Source organism: Methylobacterium mesophilicum (genome assembly GCF_036441335.1).
GTDB classification, from domain to species: Bacteria; Pseudomonadota; Alphaproteobacteria; order Rhizobiales; family Beijerinckiaceae; genus Methylobacterium; species Methylobacterium mesophilicum_B.
The window spans coordinates 131,496-150,299 of the sequence record NZ_MLBW01000004.1 but is presented as its reverse complement, the minus strand read 5'-3'; the positions used below and the strand labels follow the sequence as shown (position 1 = coordinate 150,299).

18 protein-coding genes are annotated in these 18,804 nt (G+C 71.7%); 4 read left to right on the top strand and 14 right to left on the bottom strand.

The features are described 5' to 3' along the window. Positions 1 to 38: 38 nt before the first annotated feature. Together nrdR and glyA are read right to left on the bottom strand one after the other, a co-directional pair. Positions 39 to 572 carry a transcriptional regulator NrdR gene (gene nrdR, locus MMR14E_RS03020; RefSeq protein WP_331312742.1) on the bottom strand — a complete coding sequence of 178 codons (534 nt, stop codon included), beginning with the start codon at positions 570 to 572 and terminating at the stop codon, positions 39 to 41. Positions 573 to 686: 114 nt separating this feature from the next. Continuing rightward, positions 687 to 1,991 carry a serine hydroxymethyltransferase gene (gene glyA, locus MMR14E_RS03015; RefSeq protein ID WP_331312741.1) on the bottom strand — a complete coding sequence of 435 codons (1,305 nt, stop codon included), beginning with the start codon at positions 1,989 to 1,991 and terminating at the stop codon, positions 687 to 689. Positions 1,992 to 2,559: 568 nt separating this feature from the next. On the opposite strand from glyA, the gene MMR14E_RS03010 reads away from it, so the two are divergent. After that, positions 2,560 to 3,009: a hypothetical protein gene (locus tag MMR14E_RS03010; protein ID WP_331312740.1), complete on the top strand. Its 450-nt coding sequence runs from the start codon at positions 2,560 to 2,562 to the stop codon at positions 3,007 to 3,009. Positions 3,010 to 3,031: 22 nt separating this feature from the next. Here the strand turns inward: MMR14E_RS03010 and MMR14E_RS03005 are convergent, their stop codons facing one another. The 5 genes from MMR14E_RS03005 to MMR14E_RS02985 all read right to left on the bottom strand — a co-directional run bounded on the left by MMR14E_RS03005 (position 3,032) and on the right by MMR14E_RS02985 (position 9,050). Beyond that, on the bottom strand, positions 3,032 to 3,349 hold the full coding sequence (locus MMR14E_RS03005) for a cupin domain-containing protein (protein ID WP_331312739.1): 318 nt from the start codon (positions 3,347 to 3,349) through the stop codon (positions 3,032 to 3,034). Between the two features lie 73 nt (positions 3,350 to 3,422). Next, positions 3,423 to 4,022, bottom strand: a complete 600-nt coding sequence (locus MMR14E_RS03000) for a DUF937 domain-containing protein (RefSeq protein WP_331312738.1) — start codon at positions 4,020 to 4,022, stop codon at positions 3,423 to 3,425. Between the two features lie 110 nt (positions 4,023 to 4,132). Continuing rightward, on the bottom strand, positions 4,133 to 5,590 hold the full coding sequence (locus MMR14E_RS02995; protein ID WP_331312737.1) for an MATE family efflux transporter: 1,458 nt from the start codon (positions 5,588 to 5,590) through the stop codon (positions 4,133 to 4,135). Positions 5,591 to 5,598: 8 nt separating this feature from the next. Beyond that, positions 5,599 to 7,572 (bottom strand): monovalent cation:proton antiporter-2 (CPA2) family protein, encoded by a 1,974-nt coding sequence (locus MMR14E_RS02990; protein WP_331312736.1) that lies wholly within the window; start codon positions 7,570 to 7,572, stop codon positions 5,599 to 5,601. 146 nt (positions 7,573 to 7,718) lie between these two features. Further along, positions 7,719 to 9,050: a formyl transferase gene (locus MMR14E_RS02985; RefSeq protein ID WP_331312735.1), complete on the bottom strand. Its 1,332-nt coding sequence runs from the start codon at positions 9,048 to 9,050 to the stop codon at positions 7,719 to 7,721. A gap of 342 nt (positions 9,051 to 9,392) precedes the next feature. On the opposite strand from MMR14E_RS02985, the gene MMR14E_RS02980 reads away from it, so the two are divergent. Beyond that, positions 9,393 to 9,692 (top strand): hypothetical protein, encoded by a 300-nt coding sequence (locus MMR14E_RS02980; RefSeq protein WP_331312734.1) that lies wholly within the window; start codon positions 9,393 to 9,395, stop codon positions 9,690 to 9,692. A gap of 39 nt (positions 9,693 to 9,731) precedes the next feature. Here MMR14E_RS02980 and MMR14E_RS02975 read toward each other — a convergent pair whose 3' ends face one another. Beyond that, positions 9,732 to 10,226 carry an RT0821/Lpp0805 family surface protein gene (locus MMR14E_RS02975; RefSeq protein ID WP_419539293.1) on the bottom strand — a complete coding sequence of 165 codons (495 nt, stop codon included), beginning with the start codon at positions 10,224 to 10,226 and terminating at the stop codon, positions 9,732 to 9,734. A 92-nt stretch (positions 10,227 to 10,318) separates the two neighbouring features. Here MMR14E_RS02975 and pdxH point away from each other — a divergent pair, with 92 nt between their 5' ends. Next, positions 10,319 to 10,942 (top strand): pyridoxamine 5'-phosphate oxidase, encoded by a 624-nt coding sequence (pdxH, locus tag MMR14E_RS02970; protein ID WP_331312733.1) that lies wholly within the window; start codon positions 10,319 to 10,321, stop codon positions 10,940 to 10,942. Positions 10,943 to 11,012: 70 nt separating this feature from the next. Here pdxH and MMR14E_RS02965 read toward each other — a convergent pair whose 3' ends face one another. The 6 genes from MMR14E_RS02965 to hydA form a co-directional block, all read right to left on the bottom strand. Beyond that, complete coding sequence (locus tag MMR14E_RS02965; protein WP_331312732.1) at positions 11,013 to 11,705, bottom strand: 50S ribosomal protein L25/general stress protein Ctc; 693 nt, start codon at positions 11,703 to 11,705, stop codon at positions 11,013 to 11,015. 189 nt (positions 11,706 to 11,894) lie between these two features. Beyond that, positions 11,895 to 12,782, bottom strand: coding sequence for an ABC transporter permease (locus tag MMR14E_RS02960; protein ID WP_331312731.1), 888 nt, complete (start codon positions 12,780 to 12,782; stop codon positions 11,895 to 11,897). Between the two features lie 2 nt (positions 12,783 to 12,784). Further along, on the bottom strand, positions 12,785 to 13,717 hold the full coding sequence (locus MMR14E_RS02955) for an ABC transporter permease (protein WP_331312730.1): 933 nt from the start codon (positions 13,715 to 13,717) through the stop codon (positions 12,785 to 12,787). 73 nt (positions 13,718 to 13,790) lie between these two features. Beyond that, positions 13,791 to 15,053 carry an ABC transporter substrate-binding protein gene (locus tag MMR14E_RS02950; protein WP_331312729.1) on the bottom strand — a complete coding sequence of 421 codons (1,263 nt, stop codon included), beginning with the start codon at positions 15,051 to 15,053 and terminating at the stop codon, positions 13,791 to 13,793. An 11-nt stretch (positions 15,054 to 15,064) separates the two neighbouring features. Continuing rightward, positions 15,065 to 16,060: an ABC transporter ATP-binding protein gene (locus tag MMR14E_RS02945; RefSeq protein ID WP_331312728.1), complete on the bottom strand. Its 996-nt coding sequence runs from the start codon at positions 16,058 to 16,060 to the stop codon at positions 15,065 to 15,067. 47 nt (positions 16,061 to 16,107) lie between these two features. After that, the gene (gene hydA, locus MMR14E_RS02940; protein WP_331312727.1) at positions 16,108 to 17,535 is read right to left on the bottom strand and encodes a dihydropyrimidinase; all 1,428 of its coding nucleotides are present in this window, start codon (positions 17,533 to 17,535) and stop codon (positions 16,108 to 16,110) included. A gap of 400 nt (positions 17,536 to 17,935) precedes the next feature. Here hydA and MMR14E_RS02935 point away from each other — a divergent pair, with 400 nt between their 5' ends. Next, complete coding sequence (locus tag MMR14E_RS02935; protein WP_331312726.1) at positions 17,936 to 18,649, top strand: NAD-dependent deacylase; 714 nt, start codon at positions 17,936 to 17,938, stop codon at positions 18,647 to 18,649. Positions 18,650 to 18,804 lie beyond the last annotated feature (155 nt).

Genomic DNA, 18,804 nt, shown 5'->3' with positions numbered 1-18,804 from the left:
CAGCGCCAGGGCGAGGCGCATGAAGTTCGGGTCGCCGCTCATGGGCGCCCGGCGCGGCGCCGCCCCGACGCCTCGGGCTCCGGGTCGCCCTCCGGTTCCGGCGCGGCCGCCGGCACCGGGATGCCGTCGCTCAGCGTGCCGAGCAGCTCCTCGAAGTCCCGGGCCTCGCGGAAGTTCTTGTAGACGGAGGCGAAGCGCACGTAGGCGACGTCGTCGAGGCCCTTGAGCCCCGCCATGACGAGTTCGCCGATCGCCTCGGAGCTCACCTCGGGCTCGCCGGCGCTCTCCAGCTGCCGGGTGATGCCGCTGACCAGCCGCTCGATCCGCTCCGGGTCGACGGCGCGCTTGCGGAGCGCCACGTCGATGGAGCGCTGGAGCTTGTCGCGGTCGAACGGCACGCGCTTGCCCGAGCGCTTGAGCACCACGACCTCGCGGAGCTGCACGCGCTCGAAGGTGGTGAAGCGGCCGGCGCAGTCCGGGCAGACCCGGCGGCGCCGGATCGCGGCGCCGTCCTCGGAGGGCCGCGAGTCCTTCACCTGGGTCTCGGAGCCGCCGCAGTAAGGACACCGCATGGATTTCGCTACTCGGGCATGGAAACGGCCGCGGACCGGTCGGATCCGCGGCCGTTTCCTAATCCACCGCGGGCCGGCCCGGAAGACCGGCCCCGCTCGGACGGTCCTCTCGCCTCAGCCGTAGATCGGGAACCGGTCCGTCAGCGCGTGGACACGGGTCTTGACGTCGGCCTCGACCGCGCTGTCGCCCGCCTCACCCTTGGCGGCGAGCCCGTCCAGCACCTCGACGATGAAGCCGCCGATCTGCTTGAACTCGGCGACGCCGAAGCCGCGCGAGGTGCCGGCCGGGGTGCCGAGCCGGATGCCCGACGTGATGGTCGGCTTCTGCGTGTCGAAGGGGACGCCGTTCTTGTTGCAGGTGATGTGCGCCCGCGACAGGGCCGCCTCGGCGGCCTTGCCGGTGAGGCCCTTCCGCTGGAGGTCGACCAGCATCAGGTGGTTGTCGGTGCCGCCCGAGGTGATGTCGTAGCCGCCCGAAATCAGCGTGTCGGCGAGCGCCCGGGCGTTCTCCACCACCTGGCGGGCGTAGATCTTGAACTCGGGCTTCAGCGCCTCCCCGAAGGCCACGGCCTTGCCGGCGATGACGTGCATCAGCGGGCCGCCCTGGATGCCGGGGAAGATCGCCGAGTTGAACTTCTTGGCGAGCGCCTCGTCGTTCGTCAGGATCATGCCGCCGCGCGGGCCGCGGAGCGTCTTGTGGGTCGTCGTGGTGGCGACGTGGGCGTGCGGGAACGGCGACGGGTGGACGCCGGCCGCCACGAGGCCCGCGAAGTGGGCCATGTCGACCATGAAGTAGGCGCCCACCGAGTCGGCGATCTCGCGGAACTTGGCGAAGTCCCAGTGGCGCGGGTAGCCCGAGCCGCCGGCGATGATCACCTTCGGCTTGTGCTCCTGCGCGAGCTGGGCGACCTGATCCATGTCGATCCGCTGGTCCTCGCGGCGCACCGTGTAGGAGACCGGCTTGAACCACTTGCCCGAGACGTTCGGCGGGGCGCCGTGCGTCAGGTGGCCGCCCGCGGCGAGGTCGAGGCCCAGGAAGGTGTCGCCGGGCTGCATGAGCGCGAGGAACACGCCCTGGTTGGCCTGCGAGCCGGAATTCGGCTGCACGTTGGCGAAGCCGCAATCGAACAGGCGCTTAGCGCGCTCGATGGCGAGGTCCTCGGCGATGTCCACGAACTGGCAGCCGCCGTAGTAGCGCCGGCCCGGATAGCCTTCCGCGTACTTGTTGGTGAGCACCGAGCCCTGAGCCTCCAGCACGGCGCGGGAGACGATGTTCTCCGAGGCGATCAGCTCGATCTCGTGCTGCTGGCGGCCGAGTTCCTTGGCCACCGCCTCGGCGATCTCGGGGTCGGCCTCCGTCAGCGGGGCGGCGAAGAAGCTGTTGGAGAAGTGCTTGTCGGCGGCGGTACCGGCGCTCATGGTCTGCCTCTGTTCTGGTAGGGGCGATGCCCGGCCTTTCGTCGGCGTGCACGGGCGGGCGTTGAAGGTGGGATTCCTACACGCGCCGGGGGCTCAGGCCAAGCACAGGCATTTTGCTCGCGCGCCAAGAATTATTTGTCGCAGCCTGCCGCGGCTGCCTCGAGGGCGGTGTCGGCATATTTTCCTTATCTGTCACGAATCGCTTGACAAAAGGAAAAGATTCATGGAATAAATCATGAACGTTTCGAGGATCAGAGACGCGATGCGGTACTGTGATCTGCCGGATGTCCTGGATTACTCCATCGCTGAGCTTCGGCTCGGACTGGCCTTCATCGCTCTGGACTTGCTGGAGCTTAAGGCCGGCTTTCGGCAGGACCAACGCTGCCCCGATTCGAGCGATTTGGGATATCAAGACCGGCAAGGCGCAGTTGACGCCCGCTCGCGCGCGCGAACTGCGCAGAGGTGTCGGCGTGGATGACAGTGTTCCTGTCATAGAGATCCACTTGAGACGAGGAAACTCGGTCAAGGGCGTGTCGATATCCGCGGTTCTATTCGGAGAGAGGTTGCCATGAGCATGGAAGCCTATGCGCTCTGCGCGCGCGCGATGCCCGGCGTGGCGGAATGGCAGGCGGCCATCGACGGGATCGGATTCGATCTCAAACTCGACGCCGTGCACATGCCGCCAGCCACGCAAGGGCATCTGTCCGCGACTTGGCGGCGCCACGAGGCTGGCTTCGAGTGCCAGATCGTGCCGCTGTCGGATCTGACGGACACCTATACCGACATCGACTTCGGTGGACCGTGGACGTGCGTCTATGCCTTCTACTTTGCCACGCTCCCGGCCTGCGCCGGGGCGTGGATGGCTGTCGCGGCCTGCGCGGCCCGGTCGGGCGGTATCGTCTTCGATCCGCAAGAGGGGCATCTGCTCACCGCCGAGGACGCGATCCGCCACGCGCGCGACACGGTGGGGCGCATCGTCAGTCTGGACGCGCAGTTCGACGCCGCGGCGGACCGCTGAGGCCGGACGGCAGGCTGCGCCCTCAGGCCCGTGGGGCGAGGTTCGTCTCGATCAGGACCGTCTCGGTCTCGAACGCGGCCGCGTGCCACGTCCCTGCCGGGAAGTGGAACACGCTGCCGGCCGTGAACGGCTCGCGGCCCTGCGCGGTCTCCAGGATCCCCGAACCGGAGAGCACCTGCACGAACTGCTCGTGCTCGTGGCTGTGGGCCGGTGCGGAGACGCCCGCCGGCACGACCACGCGCACGAGGCTGGCCCCGGAGCCCGGGATCGTGCGCTTGGCGACGCCGTTCCCGCCGAGGCTCTCGGCGCGGTCGTCCCAGGCGGTCAGGTGGTCGCTCATCGACGGGTCTCCTCGCCGACAGGGTGCGGCTCCGGTCCGCCGGGTCAACGCCCGTCCGGACCCTGTCCCTGCGTCAACCGGTCCCGCCGGGCTGGCGGCCGCGGCGGCCTTTGCCGGCCGCTTGGTCGGCCGGCGCCGGATCGGGACGGGCCGGAGTCGCGGTCGCGGCCGGCTTCGGCGGGGCGGGCGGCTCGACCGCCGGCATCATCGCCTTGGCCATCTCGGCCCAGGCCGGGCCGAACGGGAACGGCACGGGCGGTGGCGGCGGACTCGGCCGCGCCGGCTCGGCCTGCGGCTGGTTCAGCATGACGTGGACGATGCTCGCCACCACGGCCCCCGCCATCATCGGCAGCATCTGGCGGAGCACCTGCGCGCCGACGCCGCTCGTCGCCGAGGCCTGCCGCAGCACCGCCTGCATCAGCTGGGCCGAGCCGAACATCTGGCCGAGGGCCTCGAAACCCTGCGCCGGCGCCGGCTTGGCGGCCTCCAGACCGAACATCCGCGCGAAGCCGGTCGGGTCCAGGCCGACGCTGCGCTGGAGGCCGAGCGTCAGGGCCGGCATCAGCGCCTCGAAGGCGCGGGCCGTCTGCTCGCTCGTCAGGCCGAACGGCTGGCCCATGGCCTGGAGGCCGGCCTCGCCCTGGGCCTGGAACATCTCGAGCGGGTTGAACATGACGCCTCGATCCTGTCCCGGCCCGGACCGCCCGGGACAGGACATCGTGACCCTTTGCGCGGGGAAATACCAGTTCCCACCCGCGGAACTTGTGCCTGGCCGCCGCCGCGTCAGCTCAACGGCTCGGGATGGGCGTGCCCCGGCGGCAGCGGCGCCCCCCGCTGGGGCGCCGCCGCGGCGGTATCCGGTTCCGGCCGGCGCGGGCCCGCCTCCTCCAGCCGGTCGACCGTGCGGCGGGCGAGCAGGATGCCGAGCGCCCCGAAGACCAGGGAGCCGACCCCCATCCCGGCCACCACCCCGCGGGGGCCGTAGAGCGTCGCGCCGAGCAGCGCCGGCGGGATCGTCCCGAGCGTCGCCCGGCCCCAGTTCAGCAGCGTCGAGCGCAGCGGGAAGCCGAGGTTGTTGAAGGCGGCGTTGCCGAGGAACAGGAGCCCGTTGAAGAACCAGATCGCGCCGCCGACGAGGCAGAAGAAGCCGAACAGCTCGGCCGCGACTCCCTGCAGGCCGAACAGGCCGGCGAGCCACCCCCGGGCCAGCGCCAGGAGGAGCCAGACCGCGGCGCAGTAGGCCAGCGTCACCCGGATCGCCGCGCCGAGCACGCCGCGCATCCGGTCGAACAGGCCCGCGCCCCAGTTCTGCGCCAGGATCGGGCCGATCGCCCCCGACAGCGCGAACAGGCCGCCGAACGCCACCGGCGTCAGCCGGTCGATCACCGACGCGGCCGCGACCGCGTCCGCTCCGTAGCCGGCAAAAAGGCGTGCCAGGAACGCGCTCGCCACCGAGGGGGCGAGGTTCGTGAGCACGGCCGGACCCGCGACGCCCGCCAGGGCGGCCGCGTCGGCCGGCAGGTCGACCAGCAGGTCGGCGAGGCGCGGCCGGCCGAGAAGCCCGTGCCGGGCGACGCCGCGGACGCCCACCGCCACGAAGGTCGCGCGCGCCGCGCAGACCGTGATCGCCGCGCCCGGGACGCCGAGGCCCGCCCCGAAGATCAGCAGCGGGTCGAGGAGCGCGGTGACCACGGCACCGGCCAGGGTGACCGACATCGCCTGCCGCGCCGCGCCGACCGCGCGCAGCAGGCCCGTGAACAGCATGCCGGCGGCGAGCAGCAGGTTCGACGGCAGGGTGATGTGCAGGAACAGGACGGCCACCCGCAGCGCCTCGCCCCGCGCGCCGATCAGGGCCAGGAGCGGGTCGGCCAGCAGCGCGATCAGCACCGCGATGACGGCGGCCACGAGGCTGCCGAGGACCAGCGCCGAGGTCGCGATGCGCCGCGCCGCCGCGCGGTCGCGGGCGCCGACGGCCTTCCCGACCAGGGCGCCGGCCGCGATCATCAGGCCGATATTCACCGCGGTGGCGAAGAACTGCACGATGCCGGCGAAGCCGACCGCCGCCGTGAGGTTCGGGTCGCCGAGCGTCGAGACGTAGAGCAGCGACAGCAGGTCGACGACGAAGATCGCCATCAGCCCCACCGAGCCGGTGGCGGCCATCACCACGACGTGGCGGAGGATCGAGCCGGTGACGAAGCGGCCCGCCTCCGCCGGGGGCGGCCCGTCGGGCATGTCAGACATCCGGCCCGTCACGCATCCCGGGCGCTGCCTTCAGCCTCGAGCTCGGCCTCCGGATCGGAATCCTCCGCGACGTCCGTCTCCTGCGGCGCCAGGGCGGGCTTCTCCAGGAGCCGCTCGGCGGCCTCGCGCCGGTCGCTGCCCACGAGGTCGCGGGTCTCGGTGCTGAGCGCCCGGGCCGGCCGGACCGGGGCGGTCAGCGGCTCGGGCTTCAGGCCGGCCGCGGCGCCGCGCATCCAGCTGGACCCGTCCGGCAGGGCGCCCGCCTGCTGCAGGACCAGTCGCGCGATGTCGCGCTTGCGCACGTCGTCGGTCCGGGCGGTGGCCGCCTCCGGCGACAGGCCGAGCCCCTCCAGGGCCGCCCGACCGAAGGCGAGGGCGGATTCGGCGGTCTCGCGGATCTGGTAGTCGACGTCCCGGTTCATCAGCTCCACCGCGTGCAGGCGGTCGTAGGCCCGCACGAAGGTCCGCACGCTGGAGAACTCCTCGTGGACGATGTCGACGATCTTGAGGGCGCCCTCCCGGTCGTCGACGCAGATGCAGACCAGCTCGACCCGGCCGATCCCGGCGGCGCGGAGCACGTCGAGGCGCGTGCCGTCGCCGTAGTAGATGCGGAAGCCGAAGCGCGAGGCCGCGCGCAGCTGCTCCACGTCCTTGTCGATCACCGTGACCGGGATGCCCTCGGCCATCAGCACGTGCGTCAGGACCTGCCCGAACCGGCCGAAGCCGATCACCAGCACCCGCGCGTCGCCGCTCTCGGACAGCTCGGTGGAGGGCTCCTCCAGCGCGAAGGTGCTGCGCGCGTTGCGCCGCTCGATCAGCTTGTCGAGACCCTTGGCGGCGATGGGGCCGATCAGCATGGTCAGCGCCGCGAGCGCCACCGCGAAGCGCGTCGCCGTGACGCCGGTGAGGCCGAGATCCTGGGCCTGCGGCAGCAGCACGAAGGCGAACTCGCCCGCGGGCGCCAGGACCGCGGCCCCCCGCAGCGCCCCGAGGGTGTCCGAGCCGAACAGCCGGAACAGGCCGGCCACGATCGCGACCTTGACCAGGATCGCCGCCAGGGTCGCCCCGAACAGGGCCGGCCAGACCTCGCGCACCAGGTTGCCGTCGATCGACATGCCGACGCTCATGAAGAACAGGCCGAGCAGCATGCCGCGGAACGGCTCGATGTCGGCCTCCAGCTGGTGGCGGAAGTTCGACTCGGCCAGCAGGATGCCGGCGAGGAACGCCCCCATCGCCATCGACAGGCCGACCTGCTCCATGAGCAGCGCGGTGCCCAGCACCACCAGCAGCGCCGCGGCGGTCATCACCTCGCGGGCGCCGCTCGCCGCGAGCAGCCGGAAGAACGGGTTCAGGCCGTAGCGGCCGACCAGCACCACCGCGAGGATCGCCGCGAGCGCCTTGCCGGTGGAGACCGCCGCCTCCCCGAGCCAGGACACGTCGGTCGCCTCGCCCGCCGAGGCCAGCAGCGGCATCAGCGCCAGGATGCCGACCACCGACAGGTCCTGGAACAGCAGGACCGCGAAGGCGCGCGCGCCGTAGGCGCTGCCGAGATCGCCGCGCTCCTCCAGGAGCTGCAGGGCCACCGCGGTGGCCGAGAGGGCGAGCGCGAGGCCGATCACCGCGGCGGCGCCGAAGCTGAGACCCGCCACGACGCCCGCGCCGCCGAGCACCAGCGCGCAGACGACGAGCTGCGCGGTGCCGAGGCCGAAGATGTCGCGCCGCATCGAGACGAGCTGCGACAGGTGCAGCTCCAGCCCCACGATGAACAGCAGCAGCACCACGCCGATCTCGGCGACGCTGGCGGCTGTCTCGGGCTCGGCGATCAGCGACAGGCCGGAGGGCCCGATCAGCACGCCGGCCACGAGGTAGCCGAGCACGGCGCTCTGGCCGATCAGCCGGAAGATCGGCACGCCGATCACCGCCGCCGTGAGGAAGGTCAGGACCGGCGGCAGGAAGCTCGCATGTTCGACGGGGCTCGCCATGGTGATCGTCCCGGCGGTTCTGCTGGATCGGCGCAGGTGAGGTCCCCGCTTAGCGCGCACGGGGCCGCGATGCGAGCCGTAAGCGGGTGCCGTTCGGCACCGACGGACCCGCGCGGGGCGGCTCGGCCCGGGCTCGGGAGGCGCGCTCAGCCCAGCAGGCGGGTGCGGGCCCGATGCGAGCCGTCGATGAACTCGAAGCCGCCGGCCGCGCTCAGCATGTGCAGGCGCGTGCCCGGCCAGGCCGCGCCCGGACGGAGGCGCGTCTCGACCCGCTGGGCGTAGGCGTCCTCGTCGAGGCGCAGGATCCGGGCGAGGCCGAGCGCCGCGCCGTAGCCCTGCCGGCAATCCTGGACGGGCCGGATCAGGCCGCCGTCGCGCGCCACGATCGGCCCCGCGGCCCGGGCGGAGCCGATGTCGATCAGCACCGGGTTGTGCCGGTGGGGGGTCCAGGGCCCGCGGAAATGCGGCGCGTGCCAGAGATGGAGCGTGTCGGAGTAGCTGCCGCCGCCGGCCCGGACCGTGGCGAACATCCACCAGCGGCCGCCGTGCTGCAGCAGGGTCGCGTCCCCGGCCACGACCCCGTCGAGGAGCACCGCCTCGTGGACCCAGCCGCGCGGGAAGTCGGTGGCGCGGTAGAGGTCGATCGTCCCGGAGGCGTGCGATTCCGGGATCATCCAGACCTGTCCGTCCGCCTCGAACACGAACGGGTAGGAGAGGTGGGTCTCGAGCTCGAGCACCGGCTCCGGGCGGCCGCGGGGCCCGTTCTCCCCGACATCCACCGCGGCGATCACGCCCTTGCCGCGGCGGTAGTCGAACTCCTCGACGAACAGGGTCACGGCGCCGTTGCGGGCGATCGCGAAGGGATCGGCGTAGAAGCGACGCCCGTCGTCGGGAAGAACCTGCCAGCCGCCTTCGGGATGCCGGCGCAGGTCGATCAGGTCGGGTCCAATCCGAGACGCGCCCGGGATGAGCCCGGGTCCGTCCGCGGTCCCACGCACCAAGGCGCGCCATGATCGGCTTTCTCGCTCCCGCGGCCCATCAGCCACCGATCCAGGCGGATCGCGTCGATCCGACCTANCAGCGGGGCGACCCGAGAGGTCGAGGACGAGGTCGGCGCCGCTGCCGCCGGGCTCCGCGCCCTCGGGGCTCGCCTCGTAGGGCGCGAGGGCCACCGGTTCCGCCGCGGTCGCCAGACCCGGCCGGGGCAGGCCGTGGATGGCGGCCTCCAGGCGGAACAGGAGTTCCGCGTTCGGCGGCAGTCCCTCGGCGTGCTCCGCCCAGGCGACCCGGATCCGATGGTCGGGCCGCTGCCCGAGCAGGTCGAGAAGGCGGATGTGCCAGCCGCGCAGGCACCGGCGGTCGAGCCGCACGGTGACGGTGCGGGGGCGGGAGAGCGTCCCGGGCGACGGCTCCGCCCGGGCGGGAGCCCGGCCGCCGGCCGCCGACGGCCGGTCCGTGCCTCCGATCGCCCGCTCCATCAGCCGGTCGGCCCCACGCCCCGCGTGCCGGATTTCGTATCGACGCTCACGGCGGCCAAACCCAGGATGCGCTCGGTCTCGACCCTCGATACGGTCGAGCCGGGCTCGAATGCTGTTACGCCGCGCCACGATCAAGCACGGCCGCGTGGCTGTCTACCGGTTCAAACTTAACGCGCGGGACGATTTCTGGGCGATGAACCGAAAAAAGCGAAAGTCGGGGCATCAAATAAGCGCGTGTTGGCAGGCGGTGGTACAATGTCGCGCGGCCGTGGCGGCTCGCCGAGGGGAACCCACCTCCAGCTGGACCGTTCGCCAGACAACGACGTGGTGCGGAGACAGGACATGACGCGCAAGACGCTCACGATGCCCCTCGCGGCTATGCTGCTCGCCGCCATTCCGGGGACGGCCTTTGCCTGGGGCGGCGGCGGCGGTGGCGGCGGCGACAGCGGCAGCGGCCTCTCGCCCTACGCGGCCCTGAGCGGGAACGATCGCTCGGCGGGGGTCAACAACGGCAATTATCGCGACCCGGCCCTCGACCCCTACATCCGCACCTACGATCCGGAGGCCGCGGCCCGCTACGTCGCACCCCCGGCCGCGCAGCCGCGCCTGCGCATGCGGCCCTATTACGGACACCCGTACTGAGGCACCCGCGGAGGCCGCCGCGCGGCGGCCCCGTCGCGGTCAGGAGCGTCCGAGCCCGTTCGCCGGCCGGACGCGCTTGAGCGTCCACGGTCCGCCCGAGAGCTTGCAGCCGGTGCCGCGGACGAAGCGGCTGCGGGACGGCGCGATCACGGATGCCAGGAAGTTGCGGCAGATCAGCTCGTCCGAGACGTACGGCAGCCCGGTCGGATTGACCGACCCGTGCAGCCCGGTCTCCGGGTTGTCCCACTTGACCGGTCGTCCGTTGCCCTGCGGATCGAGGGCGACGCTCAGGGCGGCCCGCGCCCGGCGCCAATCCTCCTCGGCGAGGTCGTCCCCGAAACTCACGGGCCGCTTCTCGATGCTGCCGGTGACGGTCGGCTCCTCGACCACGCGCGGCGCCGCCGCCGGGGGATCGCCCCGGAAGACCAGCAGGGGCTGGCTGCAGCCGCTCAGAACCATCGCCAGGGACAAGGCCGATACGGACGCGCCGATAAGCGACCGCCGGCTTGGCCCTTTACACGCGCATCCCCGCATTACACCTGACTCTCGACGGGCTATTCGCTCGACCGAACACGCCGATGTCGGTGCCCCCTCAGGCCCTGGACGCGGCAGGCAGGAGTCTTGGCGTGGATCAGTTAAGGACCGATGACCCGAAGAGCGGGGACTTCACCCTGAGCGAGGACCCCGTCGCGCTGTTCGCCGCCTGGATGAAGGAGGCCGAGGCCTCCGAACCCGAGGACGCGAACGCGATGGCGCTCGCCACCGCCGGCTCGGACGGGCTGCCGGACGTGCGGATGGTCCTGCTGAAGGGCTTCGACGCGAGCGGTTTCGTCTTCTACACCAACACCCAGTCCACCAAGGGCGAGGAGCTGGCGCAGAACCCCCAGGCGGCCCTGGTGCTGCACTGGAAGAGCCTGCGCCGGCAGGTGCGGGCCCGCGGCCCGGTCACGCCGGTGACGGCCGCGGAGGCCGACGCGTATTTCCAGAGCCGCCGGCGGGAGAGCCGGCTCGGTGCGATCGCCAGCCAGCAATCCCGCCCGCTCGCCGACCGCGCCACGCTGATGACCGCGGTGGCGGAGCTGTCCGAGCGCTACGGGGACGGGCCGATCCCCCGGCCCGCGCACTGGACCGGGTTCCGGATCGCGCCGGTGAGCGTCGAGTTCTGGCAGAACGGCGATTTCCGGCTGCACGACCGGGTGCGCTTCACCCGGACGGGCGCGGTCTGGAGCCGGGCGCGGCTCTATCCCTGACCCCGGCCGGAACGCAGAGAGCCCCGGCAGGGCCGGGGCTCTCGCGTCGCGTGGCGGGTGGCGACGAGGCTCAGGCCTCCTCGCCGTCCTTCTTCTCGTCCTCGGAGGTCTCGGCCTCGGCTTCGGCCTTCTCCTCGGCGGCCTCGGCCGACTGCGCCTCGGCGATGGCGGCCTCCTCGGCCTCCACCTCGGCGCCGAGCACCGTCGGCGGCACGATGTTGGCCACCGGGTCGGTCGCCTCGCCGGTGTAGGTGCCGGCCGGGATCTTGATGTCGGAGACGTGGATCACGTCGCCGATCTCGTGGCCCGTCAGGTCGACCTCGATCGCGTCCGGGATCTGGTCGGGGGCGACGTCGAGGCTCAGCGTGTGGGCCACGATGTTGAGGGTGCCGCCGAGCTTCTTGATGCCGGGGGCCGCGTCCTCGTTGACGAAGTGCACCGGCACCTCGACCGTGACGGTCTGGCCCGAGACGACGCGCAGGAAGTCGACGTGCAGCGGCACGCCGGTCACCGGGTCGAGCTGGAAGTCGCGCGGGATCGCGCGGACCTTCTTGCCGCCGGCGTTGATCTCGAACAGCGTGGTCTTGAAGCCGCCGGCGTAGATCAGGGTGCGGGTGCGGATGAGGTCGACCGCGATGGATTGCGGCGGCTGGCCGCCCCCGTAGATGACGGCGGGAATCTGGCCCTGGCGACGAACGGCCCGGGCGGCCCCCTTGCCGACCCGGTCGCGTGCCACGGCCTCAAGCGTCTTCACAGCGCTCATGGCGTGATCCTTTACGATTGCTGGAGCCGGAAAACGAAAAGGCCGCCCCTGGCGGACGGCCACATCCTTCCCGGCGCGCCCCTGCCTCCAAGGGTGTCTCGGGGGCGCGCCGTGCGCATACACGGGCGGGGGGAGATTGGCAATGCGGCGGCGCGGCCGGCCCAGGGCCGCCCGGCCGTCCGGCCCCGATCACGGGCCCGCCAGCGCCCGCCGCGCCCGGCGCTTCTGCAGCCAGAGCGTCGAACCGAGCGCGATCCCGATCACCAGCGCCGAGACCGCCGTGGTGACCGTGCCGAGGGCGTAGATCTCCGGCGTCGTCACCGTGGTGGTCAGGCCCTGCAGCTCCAGCGGCAGGGTGTTGCGGCCGCCGATCGCCTGGCTGGTGCGGGCGAGCTCGTCGAACGACAGGGTGAAGCCGAACAGCGCGACGCCGACGAGGGCGGGCGCGAGGATCGGCACGACCACGTGGCGCAGCGTCTGCGGGCCGCTGGCGCCGAGGTCGCGGGCGGCCTCCTCGTAGGCCGGGTCGAACCGGTTGAACACCGCGAACATGATCAGCAGGCCGAAGGGCAGCGTCCAGGTGAGGTGCGCGCCCAGCGCCGAGCTGTAGAGGCCCATCAGCGTGCCGTGATCCTGCAGGAACCCCCAGCCGGTGGCGGCGGCCAGCGCCTTGACGGCGTCGTCGATGAGCCGGAACTCCAGCCCGATCCCGAGGGAGACCACGATCGAGGGCACGATCAGGCTCGACACCGCCAGGGCGAAGACGAGGCCGGCGCCGCGAAACTCCTTCCGGAAGGCGAGGCCGGCGTAGAACGCGATTCCCACGGTGAGGGCCATGACCACGAGGCCGAGGGCCAGGGAGCGCCGCAGCGCCGCCCAGATGTCGACGACGCCGACGCCCTCCCACAGCTTGGCGAACCAGTGGGTCGAGACGCCGTTCATCGGGAAGGTCAGGCCGCCGGACGGGCCCTGGAAGCTGAGCGCCAGGATCGTCAGCGTCGGCCCGTAGAGGAACAGGACGTAGAGGGCGAAGACCGCCGCCAGCAGGTAGAAGGCGCGGCCGCGGGGCTGGTCCATCGCTACAGCTCCCGCCGGAGGTCGATCATCCGGGTGAGCCCCAGGATCATCAGCAGCACGGCGGCGAGCAGCACCACGGCGTTGGCGGCGGCGGCCGGGAACTGCAGGTAGGACATCTGCACCTGGATCACCTTGCCGACGCTGGCGATCTGCTGCCCGCCCATGACGCCCACGGTGACGAAGTCGCCCATCACCAGCGTCGTGACGAAGATCGTCCCGATGGCGATGCCGGGCTTGGCGAGCGGCAGGATCACGTTCCAGAGGATCTGCGCGCCGGAGGCGCCGCCGTCGCGCGCCGCCTCGATCAGCCGCCGGTCGATGCGCGCGAGGCTGTTGAAGATCGGCACGATCATGAACACCGTGTCGAGATGCACGAAGGCCAGGACCACCGCGAAGTCGGAGTAGAGCAGGCCGTCGATCGGCGCCCGGATCAGCCCGAGGGTGCGGAGCGTGTCGTTGACGAGGCCGTTGCGGCCGAGCAGCGGGATCCACGAGATCATGCGGATCACGTTCGAGGTCCAGAACGGGATCGTGCAGAGCAGGAACAGGCCCATCCGCACCGTGCCGGAGCGGATGTGGAAGGCCAGGAAGTAGGCGATCGCGAAGCCGAGCGGCAGGGTGATCGCCAGCGTCAGCGCGACGAACTTCACCGTCGACAGGTAGGTGCGCAAAGTCGTGCAGAGGTCGGCCGACAGGCAGCCGTCGAACACGTCGACGTAGTTCTGCAGGGTGAGCGCCGGGATGATCTCGTACTCGTTGTACTCCCAGAGCGAGACGATGCCGGTGAGCACCAGCGGCACCACCAGGAAGACGAGGAAGACGAGGGCCAGCGGCGCGGCCTGGAGATAGGCGAGGGCGCGGCCGCGCGGGCGGGGCGCGACGGTGGGCGTGGCGGTCTGCTCGGCGACGGCGGCGGGCAGGGCGAGATCGGTCATCGGGCTCGTCCCACGCGCGCCGACAGAGCCCGGCCCCCGCAGCCGGTAGGGGGGAGGGCGGAGCGGAGCCCGCTCACGCCGCGATGAACTCGTTCCACTTGCGCACCATGTAGGTGTTCTCGTCCATCACGGCGTTCCAGCAGGCGACCGCGCCCATCCGCGCGTCGAAGGAGCCGCCGTCGCGGGTGGCGCCGGCCTTCTCGATCAGCGTGCCGTCGGGGCCGAGGATGTCCTTCTCGGCGGGCTTGCCCTCCATCCAGAAGGCCCATTCGTAGGGCTGCATGTTCGCCTGGGCGGTCTCCAGCACGGCCGAGTAGTAGCCCTGCCGGTTGAGATAGGCCCCGGCCCAGCCGGACAGGAACCAGTTGATGAAGTCGTAGGCGGCGTCGAGCTTCTTGCCGCTCAGGGTCTTGGGGATGCCGAAGCCCGAGGCCCACGCCCGGTAGCCCTCCTTCAGCGGCTGGTAGGTGCAGGGCACGCCCTGCGCGCGGACCTTGGTGACGGCGGGCGACCACATCGACTGGATCACCGTCTCGCCCGAGGCCATCAGGTTCACGGATTCGTTGAAGTCCTGCCAGAAGGCTCGGAACTGTCCGGCGCGCTTGGCCTCGATCAGCACCTTGATGGTGCGGTCGATCTCGGGCTTCGTCATGTTGCCCTTGTCGCCGTAGGTGTAGTCGCCGGTGGCCTCCACCACCATGGCGGCGTCCATGATGCCGATCGACGGGATGTTGAGGATCGAGGCCTTGCCCTTGAAGGCCGGGTTGAGGAGTTCCCTCCAGCTCGTGACGGGCACCTTGATCAGGTCCGGCCGGATGCCCAGCGTGTCGGCGTTGTAGACGGTGGGGATCAGCGAGATCCACTGCGTCTGCTCGCCGGCAAACTTCTTGGAGTCGGGACCCTCCAGGTAGAAGACCTTCTTGGGCGCCGTGCCCTGGTCGCCGATCGTCTTGCCCGCGACCTCGCCCTTGGTGAAGACCGAAGAGATCTTGTCGGCGAGCTTGATCCGCTTGGCGTCCATGCCCTGCAGATTGCCCGACGGAAGGATCTTCTTGAGGCTGAAATACTCGGTGTCGATCAGGTCGAAGGAGTTCGGCTGGGTGACGGCGCGCTTGGTCACCTCGTCGGTCACCACCGGTATGTATTCGAGGGTGATGCCGAGATCCTCCTTCACCTTCCGGGCGATGTCGGCGGACTGGTTCACCGCGGTGCCCAGGTAGCGCAGGGTCACGGGCTCGGCGGCGTGCACCGCTGGGAAGCCGGTCACCGGCGTCGCGGCCAGCGCGGCGGCCCCCTTCAGGAGCGTGCGCCGGCTCGGCTTCTGGGGCAGGTCCATGGTGGTCTCCGTTAGGCGTCGAGACGGTGGGCGGCGGCAGCGTCCCAGCCGACCGGGATCGTCTCGCCCAGGCGGAGCGGCCGGGCGGCGAACGCCGCGTCGCTGAGGATCGCCGTGAGGGCGGCGGGGCTCTCGGGCGCGCGCTCCAGCCCCTCGGCGTCGAGGCCGACATGGACGCTGGTGCCCTGGTACTCGACCGCCACCACCCGGGCCGGCAGGGCGGCGGGGCCGGCCTCGGCACCGAGCCGCATCCGGTCGGCCCGCACGGCGACGAGCCCCTCGGGCAGCCGGATCACGTTGTGGCCGCCGATGAACCGGGCCACGAAGGCGGTGGCCGGGCGCTCGAACACGGTGCGCGGGTCGGCGGCCTGCTCGATCCGGCCGGCATTCATCACCACCACGAGGTCGGACAGCGCCATCGCCTCCTCCTGGCTGTGGGTGACGTGGATGAAGGTGAGGCCGAGCTCGGTCTGGATCCGCTTCAGCTCGACCCGCATCCGCACCCGCAGGAACGGATCGAGGGCCGAGAGCGGCTCGTCGAGCAGCAGCACCTTCGGGCCGGTGACCAGGGCGCGGGCGAGCGCCACGCGCTGCTGCTGGCCGCCGGAGAGCTGGGCCGGCAGGCGCCCGGCGAGGTGGCCCATCTGGACGAGATCGAGCATCGCCATCGCCTTGGCGCGGCGCTCCGCCCTGCCGATCCCGCGCATCTTCAGGCTGAAGGCGACGTTGTCGCGCGCGTCGAGATGCGGGAACAGCGCGTAGCTCTGGAACATCATGGCGGTGCCGCGCTCGGCCGGCGGCGCGTCGCCCACCGCCTTCGGGCCGATCACCACCGCGCCCGCGCTGGCGCGCTCGTGGCCGCCGATCATCCGCAGGGTAGTGGTCTTGCCGCAGCCGGACGGGCCGAGCAGGCAGCAATAGGCCCCGGACGGCACCTTCAGGTCGACAGCGTCGACCGCGATGGCCGCACCGTAGCGCTTGGTCAGGCCGATCAGCTCGACATTCATGCGAGGCTCCCCCCGGAGATCAGGCAAGCGGCGGGCCAGCGCGGCCGTCAGGCCTCCCGCCGCTCGGCCGGATCGACCGCCCGGTCGAGCACCCGCCCGCGCCCCGGCTCGGACAGGACCCTGCCGTCCTCGGCGATCACCGCCCCGCCCGCGACGGTCATCACCGGCCATCCGGTGACCTCGAAACCCTCCCACGGCGTGTAGTCGGAGCCGTGGTGGAGGATCTCCTGGCGGATGGTCTCGCGCTTGTGGGGATCCCACAGGGTCAGGTCGGCGTCGAAGCCCGGGGCGATCGAGCCCTTGCGCGGGTACAGCCCGTACAGCTTGGCGTGGTTCGTGGCGGTCAGCGCGGCGAACTGGTTGAGGCTGATCCGCCCCTTCGAGACCCCTTCGGAAAAGAACACCGGCAGCCGCGTCTCGATGCCGGGGATGCCGTTCGGGATCCAGCGGAACGAGGTCTTCCCGCGCGGGTTCAGCTTGCCCTGCGGGTCGTCGTAGCGGAACGGGCAATGGTCGGAGGAGACCACGTCGAAGACCCCGCGCCGGATGCCCGACCAGACCGCCTCCTGGCTCTCGACGTCCCGCGTCGGCGGCGAGCAGACGTACTTGGCCCCCGCCATGGGATCCTCGTAGCCGAGCCCCTTCATGTCCTCGGCCGTCAGCGTCAGGTATTGCGGGCAGGTCTCGGCCCGGATCTTCAGGCCGCGTCCTTGAGCCCAGGCGATCTGCTCGGTCGCCTCGCGGCCCGAGACGTGGACGATCACGATCGGCAGGTCGATCAGCTCGGCGTGGCTGATCGCCCGGTGGGCCGCCTCCCGCTCGACGATCTCCGGGCGCGACAGGGCGTGGCCGTAGGGCCGGGTCTCGCCCGCCCGCTCCAACTTCTCGCTGAGGTAGCGGATCGCGTCGTAGCCCTCGGCGTGGACCATGACCCGGGCGCCCTGCCGCCGCGCGACGTGGAACACGTCGAGGAGCTGGCGGTCGTTCAGCACGAGGTCGTCGTAGGTCATGAAGACCTTGAACGAGGTGTAGCCGTCGGCGACCAGCGCCGGCAGCTCCTGGCCGAGCACCGCCTCGGTCGGGTCCGCGATGATCATGTGGATCGCCACGTCGACGTGGCACTGGCCCTCGGCCCTGGCCCGGTAGGCGTCGACGGCGCCGCGCAGGGAGGCGCCCCGGGGCTGGAGCGCGAAGGGCATCACGCAGGTGGTGCCGCCGGCCGCCGCCGCCCGGGTGGCGCTGGCGAAGTCGTCGGCCATGACGATGCCGGGGCCGGAATCCTGGGCGATGTGGACGTGGCTGTCGATGCCGCCCGGCAGGACCAGCAGGCCGGAGGCGTCGATCACCCGGGCGGCGTCGGCGATGCCCTCGGCCACCGCGACGATCCGGCCGCCGCGCACGCCGACATCGGCCCGCACCGTGTCGCTCGCCGTGACCACCGTGCCGCCCCGGATGGCAAGGTCGAATTCGGGCATGCCGCTCACTCCTCCGCGCCGTCGGGCGCGCCGGGCCGATGCACGGTCCGCGCCGATTCGGGCGGACGGGTCGGCACGGCAGGAGGTCACAGGCGGCCGCGCGGGTCCAGCGGGCCGCGCCACACGCGGAACGGCCCGACGCCACGGTTCCGGCCGAGATCTTCGGTCGTGATCGCTCGCCCCGTCATCACGGGCGCAGCGAAGTGACCCAGGGCTGCGCGACGCCGGTAAGCGGAACGGATTCCTGGACATCGATGACCGGCAGGGCAACATCGGACATGGCGTGTCTCCCGCCCGGCGAAGCGGGCCGCAGCATTCACCGGCGGGACCGAGCGGGAGAGAAGCCGCGCTGCCGATCAGCGGACAGATCAGGCCAATCTCCGGCGAACAGGAGCCGCCCATGACGGACCAGCCCAAGACGATCTTCGTGCTCACCGGGGCCGGCGTCTCGGCCGAGAGCGGACTCGGCACGTTCCGGGACCGCGGCGGGATCTGGGCGCGGTTCGACCCGATGAAGCTCGCCACCCCGGAAGCCTACGCGGCCGATCCCGACACGGTGCTCGACTTCTACGACCATCGCCGCCGCGGCGCGGTCGCGGCCGAGCCGAACCCCGCGCACTTCGCCCTGGCCCGGGCCGAGGCGCGGCTCGCCGCGCGCGGCGGGCGGCTGTTCCTGTGCACCCAGAACGTCGACGACCTGCACGAGCGGGCCGGCTCGCGGGCGGTCACCCACATGCACGGCGAGCTGCTCAAGGCCCGCTGCTGCGCCTGCGGCGCGGTCACGCCGTGGCGCGCCGATCTGAGCCGGGCGGATGACTGCCCCGCCTGCGGCACACCGGGCCGGCTGCGGCCGGACGTGGTCTGGTTCGGCGAGATGCCGATGCACCTCGACGCGATCGAGGCGGCGCTCTCCGAGGCCGACCTGTTCGTGGCCGTGGGCACGTCGGGGGCGGTCTACCCGGCGGCGGGCTACGTGCGGCAGGCCCGGGCCCTCGGCATCCCGACCTGCGAGGTCAATCTGGAGCCGTCCGACAACGCCGACGCCTTCGACGAGGCCCGCTACGGGCCGGCGAGCACCGCGCTGCCGCGCTACCTGGCCGAACTCGGCCTCTAGGCGGGCGCGGGACCGGCCTGCCAAGCCGTTGTGCGGACAGGGTTTCCCGATCCACGATCCGCCGGAACGGGCCGGGACCACAATCCTAAATGACGCGAATCACATCGGCGCGAGCTGTCAAGAACTGGTCGGGCAGTTGCCCACGGGTTACAACA

Coding starts and splice junctions, on each gene's coding strand:
- nrdR (WP_331312742.1), bottom strand. CDS start 572: ATGCGGTGTCCTTACTGCGGCGGCTCCGAGACCCAGGTGAAGGACTCG.
- glyA (WP_331312741.1), bottom strand. CDS start 1,991: ATGAGCGCCGGTACCGCCGCCGACAAGCACTTCTCCAACAGCTTCTTC.
- MMR14E_RS03010 (WP_331312740.1), top strand. CDS start 2,560: ATGAGCATGGAAGCCTATGCGCTCTGCGCGCGCGCGATGCCCGGCGTG.
- MMR14E_RS03005 (WP_331312739.1), bottom strand. CDS start 3,349: ATGAGCGACCACCTGACCGCCTGGGACGACCGCGCCGAGAGCCTCGGC.
- MMR14E_RS03000 (WP_331312738.1), bottom strand. CDS start 4,022: ATGTTCAACCCGCTCGAGATGTTCCAGGCCCAGGGCGAGGCCGGCCTC.
- MMR14E_RS02995 (WP_331312737.1), bottom strand. CDS start 5,590: ATGTCTGACATGCCCGACGGGCCGCCCCCGGCGGAGGCGGGCCGCTTC.
- MMR14E_RS02990 (WP_331312736.1), bottom strand. CDS start 7,572: ATGGCGAGCCCCGTCGAACATGCGAGCTTCCTGCCGCCGGTCCTGACC.
- MMR14E_RS02980 (WP_331312734.1), top strand. CDS start 9,393: ATGACGCGCAAGACGCTCACGATGCCCCTCGCGGCTATGCTGCTCGCC.
- MMR14E_RS02975 (WP_419539293.1), bottom strand. CDS start 10,226: ATGCGGGGATGCGCGTGTAAAGGGCCAAGCCGGCGGTCGCTTATCGGC.
- MMR14E_RS02965 (WP_331312732.1), bottom strand. CDS start 11,705: ATGAGCGCTGTGAAGACGCTTGAGGCCGTGGCACGCGACCGGGTCGGC.
- MMR14E_RS02960 (WP_331312731.1), bottom strand. CDS start 12,782: ATGGACCAGCCCCGCGGCCGCGCCTTCTACCTGCTGGCGGCGGTCTTC.
- MMR14E_RS02955 (WP_331312730.1), bottom strand. CDS start 13,717: ATGACCGATCTCGCCCTGCCCGCCGCCGTCGCCGAGCAGACCGCCACG.
- MMR14E_RS02950 (WP_331312729.1), bottom strand. CDS start 15,053: ATGGACCTGCCCCAGAAGCCGAGCCGGCGCACGCTCCTGAAGGGGGCC.
- MMR14E_RS02945 (WP_331312728.1), bottom strand. CDS start 16,060: ATGAATGTCGAGCTGATCGGCCTGACCAAGCGCTACGGTGCGGCCATC.
- hydA (WP_331312727.1), bottom strand. CDS start 17,535: ATGCCCGAATTCGACCTTGCCATCCGGGGCGGCACGGTGGTCACGGCG.
- MMR14E_RS02935 (WP_331312726.1), top strand. CDS start 17,936: ATGACGGACCAGCCCAAGACGATCTTCGTGCTCACCGGGGCCGGCGTC.